The organism is Blastococcus aurantiacus (genome assembly GCF_900102425.1).
Lineage (GTDB): Bacteria > Actinomycetota > Actinomycetes > Mycobacteriales > Geodermatophilaceae > Blastococcus > Blastococcus aurantiacus.
Genome location: NZ_FNBT01000001.1, coordinates 36,172 through 54,662, shown reverse-complemented (window position 1 = coordinate 54,662; position 18,491 = coordinate 36,172). Strand labels below are relative to the sequence as shown.

At 73.8% G+C, this 18,491-nt stretch carries 17 protein-coding genes; 11 read left to right on the top strand and 6 right to left on the bottom strand.

What is annotated here, in order from left to right; all coding sequences use genetic code 11:
• Nucleotides 1-161: 161 nt before the first annotated feature.
• Both BLS70_RS00265 and BLS70_RS00260 read left to right on the top strand, forming a co-directional pair.
• On the top strand, nucleotides 162-1,820 hold the full coding sequence (locus BLS70_RS00265) for an FAD-dependent oxidoreductase (RefSeq protein WP_091763548.1): 1,659 nt from the start codon (nucleotides 162-164) through the stop codon (nucleotides 1,818-1,820).
• Complete coding sequence (locus BLS70_RS00260; protein ID WP_255362128.1) at nucleotides 1,817-3,256, top strand: ATP-binding protein; 1,440 nt, start codon at nucleotides 1,817-1,819, stop codon at nucleotides 3,254-3,256. Before BLS70_RS00265 ends, BLS70_RS00260 begins: the two co-directional genes overlap by 4 nt.
• Before the next feature lie 5 nt (nucleotides 3,257-3,261).
• On the opposite strand, the gene BLS70_RS00255 is transcribed toward BLS70_RS00260, so the two are convergent.
• Nucleotides 3,262-3,822 carry a dihydrofolate reductase family protein gene (locus BLS70_RS00255; protein ID WP_091763547.1) on the bottom strand — a complete coding sequence of 187 codons (561 nt, stop codon included), beginning with the start codon at nucleotides 3,820-3,822 and terminating at the stop codon, nucleotides 3,262-3,264.
• A 94-nt stretch (nucleotides 3,823-3,916) separates the two neighbouring features.
• On the opposite strand from BLS70_RS00255, the gene BLS70_RS00250 reads away from it, so the two are divergent.
• Genes BLS70_RS00250 through BLS70_RS00235 form a run of 4 tightly spaced genes read left to right on the top strand, consistent with a single transcriptional unit; the run spans nucleotide 3,917 to nucleotide 8,432 of the window.
• Complete coding sequence (locus BLS70_RS00250; protein ID WP_091763546.1) at nucleotides 3,917-4,741, top strand: hypothetical protein; 825 nt, start codon at nucleotides 3,917-3,919, stop codon at nucleotides 4,739-4,741.
• 51 nt (nucleotides 4,742-4,792) lie between these two features.
• Nucleotides 4,793-5,326 (top strand): 2Fe-2S iron-sulfur cluster-binding protein, encoded by a 534-nt coding sequence (locus tag BLS70_RS00245; RefSeq protein WP_091763545.1) that lies wholly within the window; start codon nucleotides 4,793-4,795, stop codon nucleotides 5,324-5,326.
• Nucleotides 5,323-6,336, top strand: a complete 1,014-nt coding sequence (locus tag BLS70_RS00240) for an FAD binding domain-containing protein (protein ID WP_091763544.1) — start codon at nucleotides 5,323-5,325, stop codon at nucleotides 6,334-6,336. The genes BLS70_RS00245 and BLS70_RS00240 overlap by 4 nt, the downstream gene beginning before the upstream one ends.
• Nucleotides 6,333-8,432, top strand: a complete 2,100-nt coding sequence (locus tag BLS70_RS00235; protein WP_255362127.1) for a xanthine dehydrogenase family protein molybdopterin-binding subunit — start codon at nucleotides 6,333-6,335, stop codon at nucleotides 8,430-8,432. Before BLS70_RS00240 ends, BLS70_RS00235 begins: the two co-directional genes overlap by 4 nt.
• Nucleotides 8,433-8,442: 10 nt before the next feature.
• Here BLS70_RS00235 and BLS70_RS00230 read toward each other — a convergent pair whose 3' ends face one another.
• Nucleotides 8,443-10,062, bottom strand: coding sequence for a peptide chain release factor 3 (locus BLS70_RS00230; RefSeq protein ID WP_091763543.1), 1,620 nt, complete (start codon nucleotides 10,060-10,062; stop codon nucleotides 8,443-8,445).
• 112 nt (nucleotides 10,063-10,174) lie between these two features.
• Nucleotides 10,175-11,026: a pyridoxal kinase PdxY gene (gene pdxY / locus BLS70_RS00225; RefSeq protein WP_091763542.1), complete on the bottom strand. Its 852-nt coding sequence runs from the start codon at nucleotides 11,024-11,026 to the stop codon at nucleotides 10,175-10,177.
• A 150-nt stretch (nucleotides 11,027-11,176) separates the two neighbouring features.
• On the opposite strand from pdxY, the gene BLS70_RS00220 reads away from it, so the two are divergent.
• Nucleotides 11,177-12,028 carry a formate/nitrite transporter family protein gene (locus BLS70_RS00220; protein WP_091763541.1) on the top strand — a complete coding sequence of 284 codons (852 nt, stop codon included), beginning with the start codon at nucleotides 11,177-11,179 and terminating at the stop codon, nucleotides 12,026-12,028.
• A gap of 6 nt (nucleotides 12,029-12,034) precedes the next feature.
• Here BLS70_RS00220 and BLS70_RS00215 read toward each other — a convergent pair whose 3' ends face one another.
• On the bottom strand, nucleotides 12,035-13,702 hold the full coding sequence (locus tag BLS70_RS00215) for a Na+/H+ antiporter (RefSeq protein WP_091764053.1): 1,668 nt from the start codon (nucleotides 13,700-13,702) through the stop codon (nucleotides 12,035-12,037).
• 231 nt (nucleotides 13,703-13,933) lie between these two features.
• Between BLS70_RS00215 and BLS70_RS00210 the strand changes: the two genes are divergently transcribed.
• From BLS70_RS00210 to BLS70_RS00195, 4 genes are read left to right on the top strand one after another with little or no spacing between them, the layout of a single operon-like run.
• Entirely contained in the window at nucleotides 13,934-14,569 is a 636-nt protein-coding gene (locus tag BLS70_RS00210; RefSeq protein ID WP_091764052.1) for a sigma-70 family RNA polymerase sigma factor, read from the top strand.
• Nucleotides 14,566-15,393 (top strand): anti-sigma factor, encoded by an 828-nt coding sequence (locus BLS70_RS00205; protein ID WP_091763540.1) that lies wholly within the window; start codon nucleotides 14,566-14,568, stop codon nucleotides 15,391-15,393. The genes BLS70_RS00210 and BLS70_RS00205 overlap by 4 nt, the downstream gene beginning before the upstream one ends.
• A 23-nt stretch (nucleotides 15,394-15,416) precedes the next feature.
• The gene (gene mug, locus BLS70_RS00200) at nucleotides 15,417-15,995 is read left to right on the top strand and encodes a G/U mismatch-specific DNA glycosylase (protein ID WP_218122209.1); all 579 of its coding nucleotides are present in this window, start codon (nucleotides 15,417-15,419) and stop codon (nucleotides 15,993-15,995) included.
• 7 nt (nucleotides 15,996-16,002) lie between these two features.
• On the top strand, nucleotides 16,003-16,443 hold the full coding sequence (locus tag BLS70_RS00195) for a flavodoxin family protein (protein ID WP_091763539.1): 441 nt from the start codon (nucleotides 16,003-16,005) through the stop codon (nucleotides 16,441-16,443).
• 70 nt (nucleotides 16,444-16,513) lie between these two features.
• On the opposite strand, the gene BLS70_RS00190 is transcribed toward BLS70_RS00195, so the two are convergent.
• On the bottom strand, nucleotides 16,514-16,717 hold the full coding sequence (locus BLS70_RS00190; protein ID WP_040339557.1) for a cold-shock protein: 204 nt from the start codon (nucleotides 16,715-16,717) through the stop codon (nucleotides 16,514-16,516).
• A 199-nt stretch (nucleotides 16,718-16,916) separates the two neighbouring features.
• Nucleotides 16,917-18,419, bottom strand: a complete 1,503-nt coding sequence (mqo, locus tag BLS70_RS00185; RefSeq protein ID WP_091763538.1) for a malate dehydrogenase (quinone) — start codon at nucleotides 18,417-18,419, stop codon at nucleotides 16,917-16,919.
• Between the last annotated feature and the right edge of the window lie 72 nt (nucleotides 18,420-18,491).

Sequence of the window (18,491 nt, the reverse complement as noted above, 5' to 3'; positions counted from 1 at the left end):
GGTCGGGCGATGCAGGGCGGCGCCCCCACCGGAGAGGTGCGCAGCAGGCATCCGTCGGACTAGCGTCATCGCCGGCACGCGAGGGACAGCCTCCTGCTCGCACCTCCGGAGGCCGGCCCGGCGGGTGGCCGGGACGAGGCCGGCGCGGGACAGGAGCGCACGTGGGCAGACCGGTCCTCCTCAGCGTGGACGACGACCCCGGGGTGTCCCGCGCCGTCGCCCGGGACCTCCGGCGCCGGTACGGCGAGGAGTACCGCGTGCTGCGCGCGTCGTCCGGGCCGGAGGCGCTCGACGCGCTGCGGGAGCTGAAGCTGCGCGGGGACACGGTGGTCGCGGTCCTGGCCGACTACCGGATGCCGGAGATGAACGGCATCGAGTTCCTCGAGCGCGCCATGGATCTCTTCCCGCGGGCACGGCGGGCCCTGCTCACCGCCTACGCCGACACCGACGCCGCCATCCAGGCCATCAACGTCGTCGACGTCGACGCCTACCTGCTCAAGCCGTGGGACCCGCCCGAGGAGAAGCTCTACCCGGTCGTCGACCAGATGATCGAGGCGTGGCGGGAGAGCCTCGAGGCCGTCGTCGGCGAGGTCAAGCTCGTCGGCCACCGGTGGTCGGCGCCGTCGTTCCGGGCGCGTGACCTGCTGGCCCGCAACGCCGTCCCGTACCGCTGGTACGGCGCCGACGAGGCGGAGGGCGAGCGCATGCTCGAGGCGGCCGGCGCCACCGCCGACGACGTGCCGGTGATCATCACCCCGGACGGGGTCGTGCTGAAGGCGCCGACGGAGAGCGAGCTCGCCTCGGTCGTGGGCCTGAGCGTCTCCGCCGAATCCGAGTTCTACGACCTCGTCGTCGTCGGCGGGGGGCCGGCCGGGCTGGGCGCGGCGGTCTACGGCGCCTCGGAGGGCCTTCGGACGGTGCTGGTCGAGCGCGAGGCCACCGGCGGCCAGGCCGGGCAGAGCAGCCGGATCGAGAACTACCTCGGCTTCCCGAACGGGATCTCCGGCGGCCAGCTGGCCGACCGGGCCCGCCGCCAGGCCCGGAAGTTCGGCGCCGAGCTGCTGCTCACCCGGGACTGCGTGGCCCTGGAGGCGCACGGCTCCAAGCGGGTGCTGCGCTTCGACGACGGCAGCACCATCGCCGCGCACGCCGTCGTCCTGGCCACCGGGGTGTCCTACCGGAGCCTCGGTGTGCCGGGCGCCGACGGGCTCACCGGCCGCGGCGTCTACTACGGCTCGGCCATGACCGAGGCCGCCGCGTGCGCCGACCGGGCGGTCTTCATCGTCGGCGGCGCGAACTCGGCGGGGCAGGCAGCGGTGTTCTTCGCCCGGTACGCCCGCTCGGTGCACCTGCTCGTCCGCGGGCCCTCGCTCGAGGCATCGATGTCCCAGTACCTCGTCGAGCAACTGGCCGCGATCGACAACGTGCGCGTGCACACCTGCACGACGGTGGCCGAGGCGCACGGCACCGACCACCTCGAGCAGGTCACCCTGCTCGATGCCGGGACCGGCGAGCGCACCACCTACGAGGCCAGCCACCTGTTCGTCTTCATCGGCGGGGAGCCGCGCACGCACTGGCTCGACGGTGCGCTGGTGCGTGACGAGCGGGGATTCATCCCCACCGGTCCCTCGCTGCTGGGCGATGGCCGGCGTCCGCACGGCTGGACGCTGGACCGCGACCCCTACCTGCTGGAGTCCAGCGTGCCGGGCGTCTTCGTCGCCGGTGACGTCCGGGCGGAGTCGGTCAAGCGGGTCGCCTCGGCCGTCGGCGAGGGTGCCATGGCCGTCACCCTGGTGCACCGGTACCTGGGGGAGCGGTGACCACGCCGGGCACGCCCCTGCCGCGGCTGGCGCCCGCCGAGCTGCGGGAGCTGTTCCTCTTCGAGGACCTCGACGAGGGGCAGCTGGAGTGGGTGGCCGGCAACGGCGACGTCGTCGAGTGCCCGGCGGGCACCGACGTGTCGGTCGAGGGCGAGCCGGCGGAGTGCTTCTTCGTCCTGCTCGAGGGGACGATGACCATGTCCCGCCTCGTCGGCGGCAGCGAGGTCGAGACGGTGCGGACGTCGCACCGCGGCGTCTACTCCGGCGCGGTGCAGTTCTACTTCGGCGACCGGCTGGAGCAGCGATACCCGGCCACGGTCCGCGCGGTCACCGACTGCCGCTTCCTGGCCCTGCCGGCCGGACCGTTCGCCGAGGTCTTCCGGCAGTGGTACCCGATGGCCGTGCACCTGCTCGAGGGCATGTTCGTCGGGCAGCGGAACTCGGCCGAGCTGGTCGGCCAACGGGAACGGCTGCTGGCGATGGGCAAGCTGACCGCCGGCCTCACCCACGAGCTGAACAACCCGGCGGCGGCGGCGTCCCGTGCGGCGGACGCGCTGCGCGACCGATTCGCCGGCATGCGCCACAAGCTGGCGATGCTGGCCGACGGCAAGCTCGACGGCGAGGTGCTGCGGTCGCTGACCGGCCTGCAGGAGGAGTTCGTCGCCCGCGTCGGTACCGCACGGGAGCTCACCGCGCTGGAGCGCTCGGACCTCGAGGACGGGCTCGGCGAGTGGCTCGAGGACCACGACGTCCAGCAGGCGTGGGAGATGGCCGGGGTGTTCGTCGCGGCCGGGCTGGGCCCCGAGGACCTCGACCGCGTCCCTGCGGCGGTGTCGGCGTCCAACCTGGAGCCGGCGCTGCGCTGGCTGGCGTACACCGTCGAGGCCGAGTCGCTGCTGGTGGAGATCGCCGACAGCACGCACCGGATCTCCGGCCTGGTCGACGCGGCCAAGCAGTACTCGCAGATGGACCGCACCCCGCACCAGCCCACCGACCTGCACGCCGGGCTGGACGCCACGCTGGTGATGCTCAACGGGAAGATCAAGCCCGGGATCACCGTGGTCAAGGAGTACGACCGGACCCTGCCGCAGGTGCCGGCCTACGCCGGCGAGCTCAACCAGGTGTGGACCAACCTGATCGTCAACGCCCTCGACGCGATGGACGGCGAGGGCACGCTCACGGTACGGACGGGCCGGGACGGCGACTGCGCGCTGGTGGAGATCGCCGACACCGGCCCCGGCATCCCGGAGGAGCTGCGATCGCGGGTGTTCGAGCCGTTCTTCACCACCAAGCCGGTCGGTCAGGGCACCGGTCTCGGTCTCGACGTCTCGTGGCGGGTCGTGGTCAAGCGGCACGGCGGTGACCTGCGGGTGACCTCGCGACCCGGCGACACCCGCTTCCAGGTGATGCTGCCGCTGTCCGAACCGGCCGGTTGACCGGTTCACCGCGTCCGGTAGCGCGCGTAGACCAGGCCGCTGGCGAAGGCCCGCTCCTCGACCAGCTCCAGGTCCAGACGGACGCCGTCCGGGAAGAACCGTTTCCCGCTCCCGACCAAGGTGCTGGTCACGAACAGGTGGTACTCGTCCACCAGGCCCGCGGCGACCGCCTGGGCGGCCAGGGTCGGGCCGTCGACGGTGAGGTCGGCGTCGGCCTCCTCCTTGAGCCGGCGCACCGTGTCCGGATCGAAGGTCCGCTCGATCCTGGTCCGCTCGCTGGACACCGACTCCAACGTCGTCGAGAAGACGACCTTCTCGGCGGCCTGCCAGTCGCGCGCGTACTGCACGATGTGCGGGGGCGCGCCGGGCTCGGCGTGCGCGGTCTCCCAGAAGACCATCGTCTCGTACATCCGCCGGCCGTAGAGGTACGTGCCGACGTGCCGGAAGACGTCGCCGACGAAGGTGTGCACCTCCTCGTCGTCGGCTCCGGTGCCGAGGCCGCCGCCGTCGGCGGCCTCCGCGTAGCCGTCCAGCGAAGTGATCATCGAGTAGATCAGCTTGGCCATGTCGTCTCCTCCGGGTAGGGGCGGCGGGTCGCTGCACGGTCCGACCGCACGCGGTCCCGGAACTCACCGGCCCCGCGCGTGGACACTGGAGCGCGTGTTCGACGTCGACTGGATGGGGCTGCTCGTCCGCGAGGTGCTGCGGGAGCGGACCCCCGCGCTGATCGCGGAGTCCTGCGCCTGGGCGGTGGGGCTGTCCGACCGGCCGCACCTGCGACGGCGCAACGGGCTGCCGCAGCCCACCGGGCCCACGCTCGGGGAGCGCGCCGCGGGCGGGCTGCCGCTCAGCAGCGACGACGGCGGGCGTCTGGACCTCGGCGACGCGGTGCCGGGCAGCTTCCAGGACGCGCTGAACGCCCTGGCCGACGACGGCAGCGTGCACGCCGAACGGTTCGACGACGAGGTGCTGGTGCCCTTCGTGCACGACACGTGCGTGACGGCGGCCGAGCGCGCCCGCACCGACCGTCCGGCGGCGTGGGCGGAGCTGGCCGACGACGTCGGCGAGGACGGCGGCGACCTCGCCGCGGTCGTGCGTGCGGGGGAGTGGGAGGCGCCGCTGCGGATCGACGCCGAGCAGCTGGTGCTGGCCGCGCTCGGGACCCAGCCGCTGCTGGAGGTGGAGACCGAGGGGCTGCCGCTGTCGCTGGTGCGCGCCGCCGAGGCAGCGACCCGGGCGGCGGTTCCCGCACCTCCGGCGAGGGGGCTGCCGGACGACAGCCTCGCCGGTGCGCTGTTCCTCGCCCGGGCGGCACTGGAGGAGTCCGGGTGCACCGTGCCGGTGCCGCCGACCGAGGCCGACCTGCTGCTCGCCGCCCTCGCCGACGCCGGGCTCGAGGCCGAGGAGGTGCCGGTCGTGCTGCCGCACCTGCCGGTCGAGGACGGCACGATCGAGCGGATCACGGCGAACCTGTCCGCCGACTGACGACTGGCGGGTCGCGTTTGCCGTCGTGACCCGGATGGGCACCGGGGGCCCGTGGACGCCGAGATCTCCCTGACGGTCGACGGCGTGCCCCGCCGCCTGACGGTCGACACCCGCACGACCCTGCTGGACGCGCTGCGCGAGCGGCTCGGCAATCCCAGCCCGAAGAAGGGGTGCGACCACGGCCAGTGCGGCGCCTGCACGGTGCTGCTGGACGGCGACCGGGCGCTGAGCTGCCTGGCGCTGGCGGTGGCCCACGACGGCGCGGAGATCACGACCGCCGACGGCCTGGCTGCCGGGGGCGAGCTCCACCCCGTGCAGCAGGCGTTCATCGACCGTGACGCCTTCCAGTGCGGCTACTGCACGCCGGGGCAGATCTGCTCCGCGGTGGGGCTGCTCGACGAGGTCCGCCGAGGCTGGCCCAGCTCGGCGACCCCAGACCTGGGTGCCGCCCCGGACCTGTCGCACGCGGAGGTGGCCGAGCGGATGAGCGGCAACCTGTGCCGCTGCGCGGCCTACGTGAACATCGTCCCGGCCGTGCAGCAGGCCGGGGGCGCGGGCGGGTCGGGTCGGGGGACCGGACGATGAAGCCGTTCTCCTATGCCCGCCCGGCCGACGTCGCAGAGGCCGTCCGCACCGTGGCCACCGAGCCGGGGGCGGTCTTCCTGGGCGGCGGCACCAACCTCGTCGACCACCTCAAGCTCGGCGTCGCCCGCCCCGAGCTCGTGGTCGACGTCCGTCGGCTCACCTCGCGCGCGGTCGTGGACCTGGAGGACGGCGGCCTGCGGATCGGCGCGGCGGTGACCAACGCCGAGCTCGCCGCCGACCGGCGGGTGCGCGAGCGCTACCCGGTGCTGGCGCAGGCGCTGCTCTCCGGTGCGACCGGCCAGCTGCGCAACATGGCCACCACCGGCGGCAACCCGTTGCAGCGCACCCGGTGCGTGTACTTCCAGGACGTCACGACCGCCTGCAACAAGCGCGAGCCCGGCAGCGGCTGCACGGCCGTCGGCGGGTCGACGCGCAACCACGCGATCCTCGGCACGCCGGGCGTGCTGCCCGACCCCACGGCCGCGGAGACCTGCATCGCCACCCATCCCTCGGACATGGCCGTGGCGCTGGCGGCGCTGGACGCGCTGGTGCACGTCCAGGGGCCGGCGGGCGAGCGGCTGGTCCCCTTTCCCGAACTGCACCGGCTGCCGGACGACGACCCCTCGCGCGACACCGTGCTCGAGCACGGTGAGCTCATCACGGCCATCGACCTCCCGCCGCTGGCGGCCGGTGCGCGGTCGGCCTACCGCAAGGTGCGCGACCGCGCGTCGTACGCCTTCGCCCTGGTCTCGGTCGCCGCGGTCGTCCCGGGCGACGGGGAGATCCGGCTCGCGCTGGGCGGTGTCGCCCACAAGCCGTGGCGGGCACGTCGCGCCGAGGAGATCCTGCGCGGCGCACCGCTGACCGAGCACGCCGTGCGCGGCGCCATGGAGGCCGAGCTGACCGCCGCGCAGCCGCAGCCCGGGGTCGACGGCGGCAACGGCTTCAAGATCCCGCTTGTGCAGCGCACCGTCGTCGCCACCGTGCGCGACCTCGCCCTGGAGGCATGACCGTGCCCGAACTGCTCGACCCGCGCGCCATCGGCACCGACCTCGCCCGCCGCGACGGCGCGGCCAAGGTGTGCGGCACCGCCACCTACGCCTTCGAGACCCCCGTCGAGCGGCCCGCGTTCGCACACATCGTCCAGGCCACCGTCCCGCTGGGCCGGATCACCGCCGTCGACACCTCCGCGGTCGACGCCCTCGACGGCGTGCTCGCCGTGCTGACCGCCGGCAACGCCGAGCGCCTGGCCTGGACCGACGACCGCGAGCTGGCCGTGCTGCAGGACGACGAGGTGGCCTTCCGCGGGCAGCCGGTCGGCGTCGTGATCGCCGAGACCTCCGAGCTGGCCCGCCAGGCCGCGGACCTGCTGCGCTTCACCTACGACGAGCGCGAGCACGACAGCGAGCTGACCGTGGACCACCCCGGGCTGTACAAGCCTGACAAGGTCAACGCCGGCTTCCCGACCGACACCGCCGAGGGGGACGTCGCCGGGGCGATGGCCACCGCGCACGCCACGGTCGAGCAGACCTACGCCACGGCGATGTACCACAACAACCCCCTCGAGCCGCACGCGACGACGGCGCTGTGGGACGCCGAGGCCGAGGTGCCGCTCACGCTCTGGGACTCCACCCAGGGCGTGCACCCGGCCCGGTCGACGGTGGCGAAGATCTTCGGCCTGGAGCGGGAGCGCATCCGGGTCGTCTGCCCCTACGTGGGCGGTGGCTTCGGCTCGAAGGGCACCCCTCACGCGAACCTCGTGCTCGCCGCGATGGCCGCGCGGGCGCTGCCGGGCCGCCCGGTGCGGCTGGCGCTGACCCGCCAGCAGATGTTCTTCCTGGCCGGGTACCGCACCCCCACCATCCAGCGGATGCAGGTCGCCGCCGACCGCACCGGACGGCTGCAGGCCATCGCGATCGACGTCGTCGAGCAGACGTCGCGGATCAAGGAGTTCGCGGAGCAGACCGGCGTCCCGACCCGGATGATGTACGCCTCGCCGAGCCGGCGGACGACGCACCGGGTCGCCGCGCTCGACGTCCCGGTGCCCTCGTGGATGCGGGCGCCGGGGGAGTGCCCGGGCATGTTCGGCCCCGAGGTCGCCCTCGACGAGCTGGCCGAGGCGCTCGAGATGGACCCGGTCGAGCTGCGCATCCGCAACGAGCCGGAGAAGGACCCGGAGTCCGGGAAGCCCTGGTCCAGCCGGAACCTGGTCGCCTGCCTGCGCGAGGGGGCCGAGCGGTTCGGCTGGGCCGACCGCCCGCCGGCGGGTCACCGCGACGGCGACTGGCTGGTCGGCACCGGCGTCGCCTCGTCGGTCTACCCGACGTACCGCCAGGCCAGCTCGACCGCGACCGTCCGGTTCGAGGCCGGCCGGTACGCCGTGGAGATCGGCGCCGCCGACCTGGGCACCGGCGCGTGGACGGTGCTGCCGCAGATTGCCGCCGATGCCCTCGACGTCCCGGTCGACGACGTCGAGGTGCGCATCGGGGACACCCGGTACCCCCGAGCCTCCGTCGCCGGGGGCTCGTCGGGCACCAACACCTGGGGGTCGGCGATCGTCGTGGCCGCCGGGGCCTTCCGCGACAAGTTCGGCGGCGACCCGGCCGACGGCGACGAGGTCTCCGGGGACGTCGACCAGGCGGAGAGGGACTCCGACCACGCGGCCTACGCCTTCGGGGCCCAGTTCACCGAGGTGCGCGTGCACGCCGACACCGGGGAGCTGCGGGTCCCGCGCCTCTACGGCGTCTTCGCCGCCGGCCGCATCGTCAATCCGCGCACCGCCCGCTCGCAGCTCATCGGCGGCATGACCATGGGCCTGTCCATGGCCCTGCACGAGAACAGCGTCTGGGACCCGCGAGTCGGCCAGGTCGTCAACCACGACCTCGCCGAGTACCACATCTCCGTCAACGCCGACGTCGCCGACGTGCAGGCGCACTGGATCGACGAGCACGACCCCTGGGTCAACGTCATGGGATCCAAGGGCATCGGCGAGATCGGCATCACCGGCACCGCCGCCGCCGTCGTCAACGCCGTCCACCGCGCCACCGGTATCCGCGTACGGGACCTGCCGGTGACGCTGGACAAGGTGCTGGCCGGCCTGCCCTGAGTGCGCCGGCTCAGAGCTGGGCGGCGACCAGCGGCTCGAGGGTCAGCTCGGGCTTGTTCTGCTGCAGCACCCGCAGGCCCCACTTGTCCGGGAAGACGGCGAGCAGCTCGCCGTCGCCCCGGCGCAGGATCTCGGCGTTGCGGGCGGCCGCGAGGATGCCGGGCGCGGAGGCCTCGTCGGTACGCAGCGCCAGGCTGTAGGGCAGGCGGTCCAGGTCGACCGGAGCCCCGAACTCGTGCTCCATCCGGTGCGTGGCCACCTCGAACTGCATGGGCCCGACGACGGCGAGCACCGGTGCCCCGTCGCCGCGTCGGTCGGACGTCAGCACCTGCACCACGCCCTCGCTGTCGAGCTGCGCGATGCCCTTGCGGAACTGCTTGTGCTTGGCGGCGTCCCGGCTGTGGCAGACGGCGAAGTGCTCGGGGGCGAAGGTGGTCAGCGGCGGGAACTGCACCGGCTGCTCGGCGTACAGGGTGTCGCCCACACCCAGCGCGTTCGCGTTCACCAGGCCGACGACGTCCCCGGGGTAGGCGAGGTCGATGCTCTCGCGGTCGCGGCCGAACACGTGTTGGGCGTACTTGGTCGCGAACGGGCGGCCGGTGCGCGCGTGGGTCACGACCATGCCACGCTCGAAGACCCCGGAGGCGATCCGGATGAAGGCCAGGCGGTCGCGGTGCGCGGTGTCCATGCCGGCCTGCACCTTGAACACGAAGGCGCTGAACGGGTCGGTGAGCGCCCGGACCCCGCCGTCGGCCGTCGGCATGCCGGTCGGGGCCGGGGCGAGGTCGACCAGGGTGTCCAGCAGTGCGCCCACGCCGAAGTTGGAGACCGCCGAGGCGAACAGCACCGGGGTGGTGACGCCGTCGAGGAACAGCGACTGCTCGTGGTCCTGGCCGCTCGCGCCCAGGAGCTCGACCTCCTCGACCGCCTGGCGCCAGGCGTCGCCCTCGCGGGCCAGCGCGGCGTCGGCCGGCAGCGTCTCCTCGGGGGCGATGGTCGCGCCGCCGGCGGTGCGGGTGAAGCGGCGGTAGGAGCCGTCGGAGCGGTCGAGGACGCCGCGGAAGTCACCTGCGATGCCGACCGGCCAGGTCAGCGGCGTGGGGGTCAGCCCGGTGCGCTCGTTGATCTCGTCCATGAGCTCGAGGGCGTCCTTGCCCGGGCGGTCCCACTTGTTGATCACGGTGAGCACCGGGATGCCGCGGTGCCGGCAGACGGCGAAGAGCTTCATCGTCTGGGCCTCGAGGCCCTTGGCGGCGTCGACCAGCATCACCGCGGCGTCGACGGCGGTGAGGACGCGGTAGGTGTCCTCGGAGAAGTCGGCGTGGCCGGGGGTGTCGAGCAGGTTGATGACCGCGTCGCGGTACTCGAACTGCAGCGCCGCGGAGGTGATGGAGATGCCGCGCTGCTTCTCGATGTCCATCCAGTCCGACACCGTGCCGCGCCGGCCCGCCTTGCCGTGCACCGCGCCGGCCTGGCCGATCACCCGGGCGTGCAGGGCGAGGGCCTCGGTGAGCGTGGACTTGCCGGCGTCGGGGTGGCTGATGACGGCGAAGGTCCGCCGACGGCCGGCCTGGCCCACCGCCTCGCGCGCCGTCCGGTCCGCACCCGGGCGCTCGTCGACCACGCTCATCGGGACGTCGTCCGGGCAGCGCGGGGCAGGGCGGGGTTCACGGGGGGCACGACTGGACAGTATCCGCGCCCTGCGGCCCCGCCGGGGTGCGGCGTCGGTCACCCGTGGGCCGTCAGACCTCCTCGACGGGGAAGGTGCGGCTGGGGGTGACGTACTCGTCCTGGGCCGCGACGAGCAGGATCTCGCGCGATCCGGCGGCCTCGGTGCGGGCCAGCAGTCCGAACACCGACGCCGCGGCCGCGCCGAGCGCCTCGGCGGGGGAGTTCGTCCGGAGCAGGTGCGCGAGGAACAGCGCCGCGATCGCGTCGCCCGCGCCGTTGACCGACACGTCCAGCTTCGGGGTGCGCACGCGGTAGTGCCGGCCCCCCTCGGAGGCCAGCAGGTCGACCGCGTCGTCCGGGGTGTCCTCGGCGTCCAGCGAGGTCGTGAGCACCACCCGCGGACCGAGTTGCTGCACCGCGGCCACGGCGTCCTTCACCGAGGTCAGCGAGCGGGTCGTCGTCCCGGCCAGCAGGTCCAGCTCGTAGTGGTTGGGCGTGACGACGTCGGCGGCCGGCACGGCGACCTCCCGCATCAGCTCCTCGATGCCCGGCCGCACGAACACCCCGCGGCCGACGTCGCCGATTACCGGGTCGCAGCAGTAGACGGCGTCGGGGTTGGCCGCCCGGACCCGGGAGACGGTCTGCACCACGGCGTGCCCGATGTCGGCCGAGCCCAGGTAGCCCGACAGCACCGCGTCGCAGGAGGACAGGACCCCGCGGTCGGCGATGCCGTCGACGACCTCCTCGACCGCCTGGCCGTCGAAGACCCGCCCCGTCCACTTGCCGTAGCCGGTGTGGTTGGAGAACTGGACGGTGTGCACCGGCCAGACCTCGATGCCCAGGCGCTGGAGCGGGAACACGGCCGAGGAGTTGCCGACGTGCCCGTAGGCGACGTGCGACTGGATGGAGAGCACAGCGGTCACGAAGAGTCACCCTGGCACACGGGCGACCGCCCGGGGGTGCCAGTGGTCGCGGTCCTCCGGTTACGGGACGGCGAACCTGGTCACACCACGCCCGTGCCGCCGGCGGCGTGCCGGCCGGACTCCCACCGGTAGGTCCCAGGAGAGGTCGCCATGACCGCACGCGAGCCGCAGGAGATTGCCCGGGTGGCGGCCGAGGCCGGCGCCAAGAAGTCGCACCGGACGTGGGACAAGGTGCTGGTCAGCGCCTTCCTGGCCGGGGCGTACATCGCCTTCGGCGGGCTGGTCGCGATCGCGGTCTCCTCCGGCCTGGACCCGGAGACCTGGGGGACGCTGCCCACCCTGTTCACCGGCGCCACGTTCACCCTCGGGCTGGTGCTCGTGCTCATCGCGGGCTCCGACCTGGCCACGGGCAACATGGCGCTGGTCCCGCTGAGCGCCATGCGCGGCAAGCTCGGGCTGGGCGACGTGGCCAAGAACCTCTCGCTCGTGCTGCTGGGCAACCTGGTGGGGGCCCTCGTCGTCGCCTTCTTCCTGGCCGTGCAGACCGGCGTCATCGGCGACGCGGACGCCGGCGGCAACGCCGGGCTGACCTACGAGCGGCTGGCCGGCATCGCCGAGGGCAAGGCGCTGGGGGAGTCGCCGTGGCAGACCTTCCTGCGGGCGGTCGGCTGCAACTGGCTGGTTTGCCTGGCCGTGTGGATGTCGCTGGCGGCCACCGACGTGGCGGGCAAGATCCTGGCGATCTTCTTCCCGATCATGGCGTTCGTGGCGATGGGCTTCGACCACGTCGTCGCCAACATGTTCTTCCTGCCCGCGGCGATCTTCGCCGGGGTGCCGGACGTCGGATGGGGCGAGACGCTGCTCAACTGGCTGCTGGCAGGTGCCGGCAACCTGGTGGGCGCCGTGGTCTTCGTCGCCAGCTCGTACTGGTACCTCTTCCTCAAGGACGCCCCCACCGACGAGCCGGCGCCCGCGGGGGCGGAGAGCGCCGAGCGGACCTGACCCCGGTCAGCGCTCCGGGCGCTCCGGGCGCTCCGGGCGCGCCGGGAGGAGCCGCTCCTCGTGGTCCAGCTCCCGTTCCAGGGCGCGCAGGCTCTCGTCAGGGAGCCGGCCGGTGTCCCGCCAGTCGAGCAGCTCGGCGCGCTGGGCGTCCAGCACCGAGCGGCGCACCCGGAGGGTCGCCTCGTACTCCGGGGACAGCGGGATCTGCCCGCCCTCGGCGCCCTCCAGCGCGTCCAGCCGCTGCTGGTACCGGGCCAGCCGGGTGGTCAGCTGACCGCGGATGGCGGCGATCGCCGCGTCGTCGACGTGGTCGTGCCGCTCCGTCTCCAGCTCCCGGAGCCGGGCCAGCCCGGCCTCCGCCGACGCGGCCCGGGCCTCGTTGCGCAGCCGCGCCTCGTCGGCCTGATCGGCGCGCAGCCCCAGGGCGCGCACCACCGGGGCGAAGGTGAGCCCCTGCCCGACGAGGGTGACCAGCACCGCGAGCAGCGCGCAGAACAGCAGCAGGTCCCGATCGGGGAAGGGCGCGCCCGACTCGGTGAAGCGTGGCAGCGAGAAGATCGCGGCCAGGCTGATCACCCCTCGGGTGCCGGCCCAGCTCAGGGCCACGATCTCCTTGCCGGTCAGCCGGCCGTGCTCGTGCGCGCCGGGCTCGTCGGCGGCGTCCTGGCTGAGCCGCAGGTGCAGCGACTGGGGCAGGTGCTCGGTGAGCCAGAGCCACAGCGGGCGCAGCAGCAGGACCACGCCGACGGTGACGAGCGACGCCGTCCAGATCGTCGAGGTCTCGTAGGCGCCCAGCCCGTCCAGGATGTCCGGCAGCTGCTGGCCGATCAGCAGGAAGACGATGCCCTCGAGCAGGAAGTCGACCAGCCGCCACACGGCGTTGGTCTGCAGCCGGCTGGCCCCCGACGCCCAGCTGGGGTTGTGGTGGCCGATGACCAGCCCGGCGATGACCACCGCCAGCACGCCGGAGACGTGCACCGCCTCGCCCAGCAGGTAGGCGACGAACGGTGTGGCCAGGGAGATCGAGTTGGACGACAGCGGGTCGCTGCGCAGCCGGCGCAGCGGCCGGACGCCCACGGCGACGGCCAGCCCGACGGCGACGCCGCCCACCGCGGCGACCAGGAACTGGCCGACCGCGCCGGGGGCGGAGAAGCCGTCCCCCTGGGCGGCGGCGATGGCGACGCCGAGGATGGTCAGCGCGGTCGCGTCGTTGAGCAGGCCCTCCCCCTGGATGAGGGTGACCAGGCGGGGCGGGAGCCCGACCTTGCGCCCCACGGCGAGCGCCGCTACCGGGTCCGGCGGGGCGACGGCGGCGCCCAGCGCGATGCCGGCGGCCAGCGTGGCCCCGGCGACGAACAGGGAGAAGCCCACGCCGACCAACAGCGCCGTGACCAGGACCAGCAGTACCGAGAGGCTCACGACGGTGCGCAGGTTGCGGCGGATGGCGGTGAGCGAGGAGTCCAGCGCCGCGCTGTAGAGCAGCGGCGGGAGCACCAGGGTGAGCACCAGCTCGGGGTCGAGGGCGACGTCGGGCCCGGGCAGCACGGCGTAGCCGATGCCGACGAGGGTGAGCAGCGCCGCCTCCGGCAGTCCGGTCCGGGCGGCGACCCAGTGGGCGGCGACGATGAGCGCCACCGCGCCGAGGACCAGGACCAGGACCGTCTCGGCGTGCACCGCCACATCCTTCCCGACGCGCGCCCGGCGGGCCCGGTCGACCGGGGTCACCGATGCCGGGGCGGACCTGCCGGCACGGATGAACCGATCGGGCCCCGGACACGAATGCTGCTCGAGAGACCGACGACCGACCACGAGGAGGAGCCCGTGCGCGCATCGGCAGGCACCGATCTGCTCGTGGCCCGCGCTCCGGGCGCCGCGTGGGAACGATCGCCGGATACCGTGGCGATCATGGACGAACCGGCACGCCGGCCGGAGAACCCGGCCGCCGCGGCGCTGCTGGTCCGCATCCGGGCGGGGGACCGGGGCGCCGTCGACGAGCTCTACGAGCTGTTCGGCCGGCAGGCATTCTCGCTGGCCCGGCGCATCCTGCTCGACGACGGGCTGGCCGAGGACGTCGTCCAGGAGGTCTTCCTGTCGGTGTGGCGCAACCCGGGCGCCTTCGACGCCGCCCGCGCCGGCGTCTCCTCCTGGCTGCTGGCCATGGTGCACCACAAGGCGGTGGACGCCGTGCGGCGCGAGGAAGGGCACCGGCGCCGCAGCCGCCGGGCGGAGGACGACATGGCGCTGAGCGCGCCGACCGCGACCCGCGACGCCGAGGAGCAGGCCGTCGACCGGGTGGTCTCCGAGCAGGTCCGCGCGGCCCTGGGCGAGCTGCCCGCCCCGCAGCGCGAGGCGCTCGCGCTGGCGTACTACGGCGGCTACACGCAGCGGGAGGTGGCCGCCCTGACCGGTGTGCCGCTGGGCACGGTGAAGACACGGATGTTGTCGGGAATGCGGAAGCTGAAGACGCAGCTGGCAGGCAGCGGCGGAGCCGCCGGCGAGGGCCGGGGAGCGGCCGCGCCGACGGACGGGAGCACCCGATGAGCACGACCCGGCCGGGTCCCGGCCACGACGAGGGCTTCGAGGAGCTGGCGGTCGGCTGGGCGCTGCACGCCCTGGAGCCGGAGGACGCCGACGCGTTCCTCCCGCACCTGGCGGACTGCGCACGCTGCCGCCAGGTCGTCGACGACACCACCGAGGTGATGGCCGACCTCGCCACCGCCACGCCGTCCGCCGAGCCGCCGCCCGGGCTTGGCGAGCGGTTGCGGGCCGAAGTGGCCCGCACCCCGCAGGACGGGTCCGCGGAGCTGCCGGTGACGGCCGCTCCGCGGACCGCTGCCCGCCCCGCGCCGCCCGCGCCCGAGCCCGCGCCGGTTGCGGTACCGGTGCCGCGCCGCCGCTGGACGTCGGTGCTCGTGGCGGCCGCGGTGGCCGCGGTCGTGGGCCTCGGCGGCTGGACGGTCGTGCTCGTGGACGACCGCAACGAGGCGCGCGATGCCGCTGCCGCGGAGGCGGCGATGCTCGAGGAGCTGCTGCGCCCGGGCCCGGCGACGGTCGTCCCGGTCGCCGGCGACGACGGCCGGACGGTGGCCACCCTGCTGGCCCGCGACGACGGCGTGCAGGTGGTCAGCCACGCGCTCGAGCCCAACGACCGCGATGCCGAGAACTACGTGCTCTGGGGGCTGGAGCAGGGGACGCCCAAGGCGCTGGGGACCTTCGACGTCGCCGGGTCGGGGCTGGAGCTGAGCACCCTGGAGGTCGAGGGCGCGGACGACTTCCCGAGCTACGGGCTGACCGTCGAACCAGGGGACACCGCTCCCGAGGCGCCGACGACCGACGTGGTCGCCCGGGGATCGCTGCCCAGCTGAGCTGCCGGGCGGAGGATCGGGCCGTGCCCGCCGAACCGCTCCCCGCCGAACCGCCGCCTGCCGGGTCACCGCCCGGCAAGCCGCTGCCCGACGTCGTCGCGCCCGGCCTCGACGTGCTGTTCTGCGGGATCAACCCCTCGCTGATGTCGGCCGAGCGCGGGCACCACTTCGCCCGCCCCGGCAACCGCTTCTGGCCGGCGCTGCACCTCGCCGCGCTCACCCCGCGGCGGCTGACCCCTGACGAGGACCGCGAGCTGCCCCGGTACGGGCTCGGGGTGACCAACCTCGTCGACCGCCCGACCCGGACGGCGGCGGAGCTGGGTCGCGAGGAGCTGACCGCCGGCGCAGCAGCCCTGGCGGAGCTGGTCGCCCGGTACCGGCCGGGAGTGCTCGCCGTCTTGGGCATCGGCGCCTACCGGCTGGCCTTCGAGCGCCCGCGTGCCGGCCTGGGGAGGCAGCCGGAGCAGATCGGGGGCGCGCGCACCTGGGTGGTGCCGAATCCGAGCGGGCTCAACGCGCACTTCCAGCTGCCCGACCTCGCCCGGCTGTACGGGGAGCTGCGGGGAGCGGCCGGGGGAGGGGCGGACGAGGGTGCGGGATGATCCGCGCATGCCTCGCCTGATCGTCGTCCACCACACGCCTTCGCCCGCCCTGCAGGCGGTGCTCGAGGCGGTGAAGGAGGGCGCGGCCCTCGTCGAGGAGGTGGAGCTGGTGCTGCGGCCGGCGCTGTCGGCCGGTCCGGCCGACGTGCTCGCCGCTGACGGGGTGCTGCTCGGCACACCGGCGAACATCGGATACATGTCCGGGGCGCTCAAGCACTTCTTCGACACGGTCTACTACCCGTGCCTGGACGCCACGGTCGGGCTGCCCTACGGCGTCTACGTGCACGGCAACGACGACACCGCGGGCGCGCTGACCGCCATCGGGCGGATCACCGGGGCGCTGCGCTGGAAGCAGGTCGCGGCGCCGCTGAGCCTCACCGGAGCGGGCTCGCCGGCCGACCTGGACGCCGTGCGCGAGCTGGCCGCGACGGTGGCCGTGAGCCTGTAGGACCGCGTGGAACGCCGACGGGGGCCACGGCGCACGAAGCGCCGTGACCCCCGGCGGGGATCAGTTCAGATCAGATGGGGCGAACGTTCTCCGCCTGGGGGCCCTTCTGGCCCTGCGTGACGTCGAACTCGACCTGCTGGCCCTCGTCGAGCGAGCGGTAGCCGTCGCTGACGATGGCGGAGTAGTGGCAGAAGACGTCGGCGCCGCCGCCGTCCTGGGCGATGAACCCGAAGCCCTTCTCCGCGTTGAACCACTTCACAGTGCCCTGAGCCATGTCGATCTTCTTCCGTGCTGGGGGTGACCGGATCGGCACTCGCTGATCCGGGGCCGCCGCACCGACCGGCAGGACCGAGAGGAACGTCAGGGCAGAGACGACTGCGGACGTTCGAGAACGAGCAGAGGTACAACAGCGACCGAGGAGAACCCTACCCTGCTCGGGGCTCCGGGCGGTAGCCCCCGTCCCCGACGGCCGGTCAGCCGTCGAGTTCGAGGGTCTCCATCGTGTCCTTGCGCACCTGCGCGAGGAGCTCGGGCTCCTCCGACAGCTTGTGGCCGTAGGAGGGGATCGCCTCCTGGATCAGCGGGCGCCAAGCCTGGGTCCGGTCGGGGAAGCAGCGCTCGAGGAGCGTCAGCATCGCCGCCACGGCCGTCGACGCGCCGGGGGAGGCCCCGAGCAGGCCGGCGATGGTGCCGTCGGCGCCGACGATCAGCTCGGTGCCGAACTGCAGCATGCCCTTGCTGGTGGACGGGTCCCGCTTGATCACCTGGACGCGCTGCCCTGCGGTGATCATGTCCCAGTCGTGCTCCTCGGCCTCCGGCACGAAGCCCTGCAGGGTGCGGTGGCGGGCCGCGCGGGACTGCAGCAGCTCCTTGATGAGGTACTTGGTGAGCGCCAGCTCGGTGCGGGCGACGCCGAGCATCGAGCCGAGGTTGTTGGGGCGCACGCTCAGCGGCAGGTCGAACATCGATCCGGCCTTGAGGAACTTGGGCGAGAAGCCGGCATAGGGGCCGAACAGCAGCGAGTGCTCGCCGTCGATCAGGCGCAGGTCCAGGTGCGGCACCGACATCGGGGGAGCGCCCACCGCCGCCTGGCCGTAGACCTTGGCCTGGTGCATGCGGACCAGTTCCTGCGAGGTGGTGCGCAGGAACATGCCGCTCACCGGGAAGCCGCCGAAGCCGGCGATCTCCGGGATGCCGGTGCGCTGCAGCAGCGGCAGGGCGCCGCCGCCGGCGCCGACGAACACGAAGCGGGCGCGGACCGTGCGCGGCTCGCCCGACCGGGTGTCGCGGACGGTGACCTTCCAGCGGCCGTCGGTCTCCCGTTCGATCTCCTCGACGCGCTGGTGGGTGTGCGCCGCGACGCCGCGGTTCTCGGCGTCCGCGAGCAGCAGCTTGGTCAGGGCGCCGAAGTTGACGTCGGTGCCGGCGATCGAGCGGGTGGCCGCGACGGCCTGCTCCGGGTCCCGGCCGGCCATGACGAGCGGGATCCACCGGGCGAGCTCCGCGGGGTCCTCGGTGTGCTCGAGCTCGCCGAACAGCGGCTCGGCCTTGAGCGCGGAGTAGCGGTTGCGCATGTAGCGACGGCCCTCGTCGCCGGTGACGAAGCTGACGTGGGGCACCGGGGAGATGAAGTCCCTGGGCGAGGCGGTCATGCCGCGGCGCACCAGGTGGGACCAGAACTGCCGGGAGACCTGGAACTGCTCGTTGATCCCGACGGCCTTGGACGCGTCCACCCGGCCGTCAGGTCCGGCAGGGGTGTAGTTCAGCTCGCACAGGGCGGAGTGACCGGTGCCGGCGTTGTTCCAGGCGTCCGAGCTCTCGCCGGCCAGCGCGGGTCCGGCCTCGAACACCGTCACCGACCAGTCGGGCGCGACGATGCCGAACAGCGCGGCGAGGGTGGCGCTCATGATGCCGCCACCCACCAGCACCACGTCGGGGTTCGCGCTGTCAGCTACTACGCCGTGATCCGAAGTCACTTCTGCCTCTCTGGCCTACCGGGGGAGGGCGCCCGGAAGCGCGCCACCCTAGATGGTCGGCCGAAACCGCCG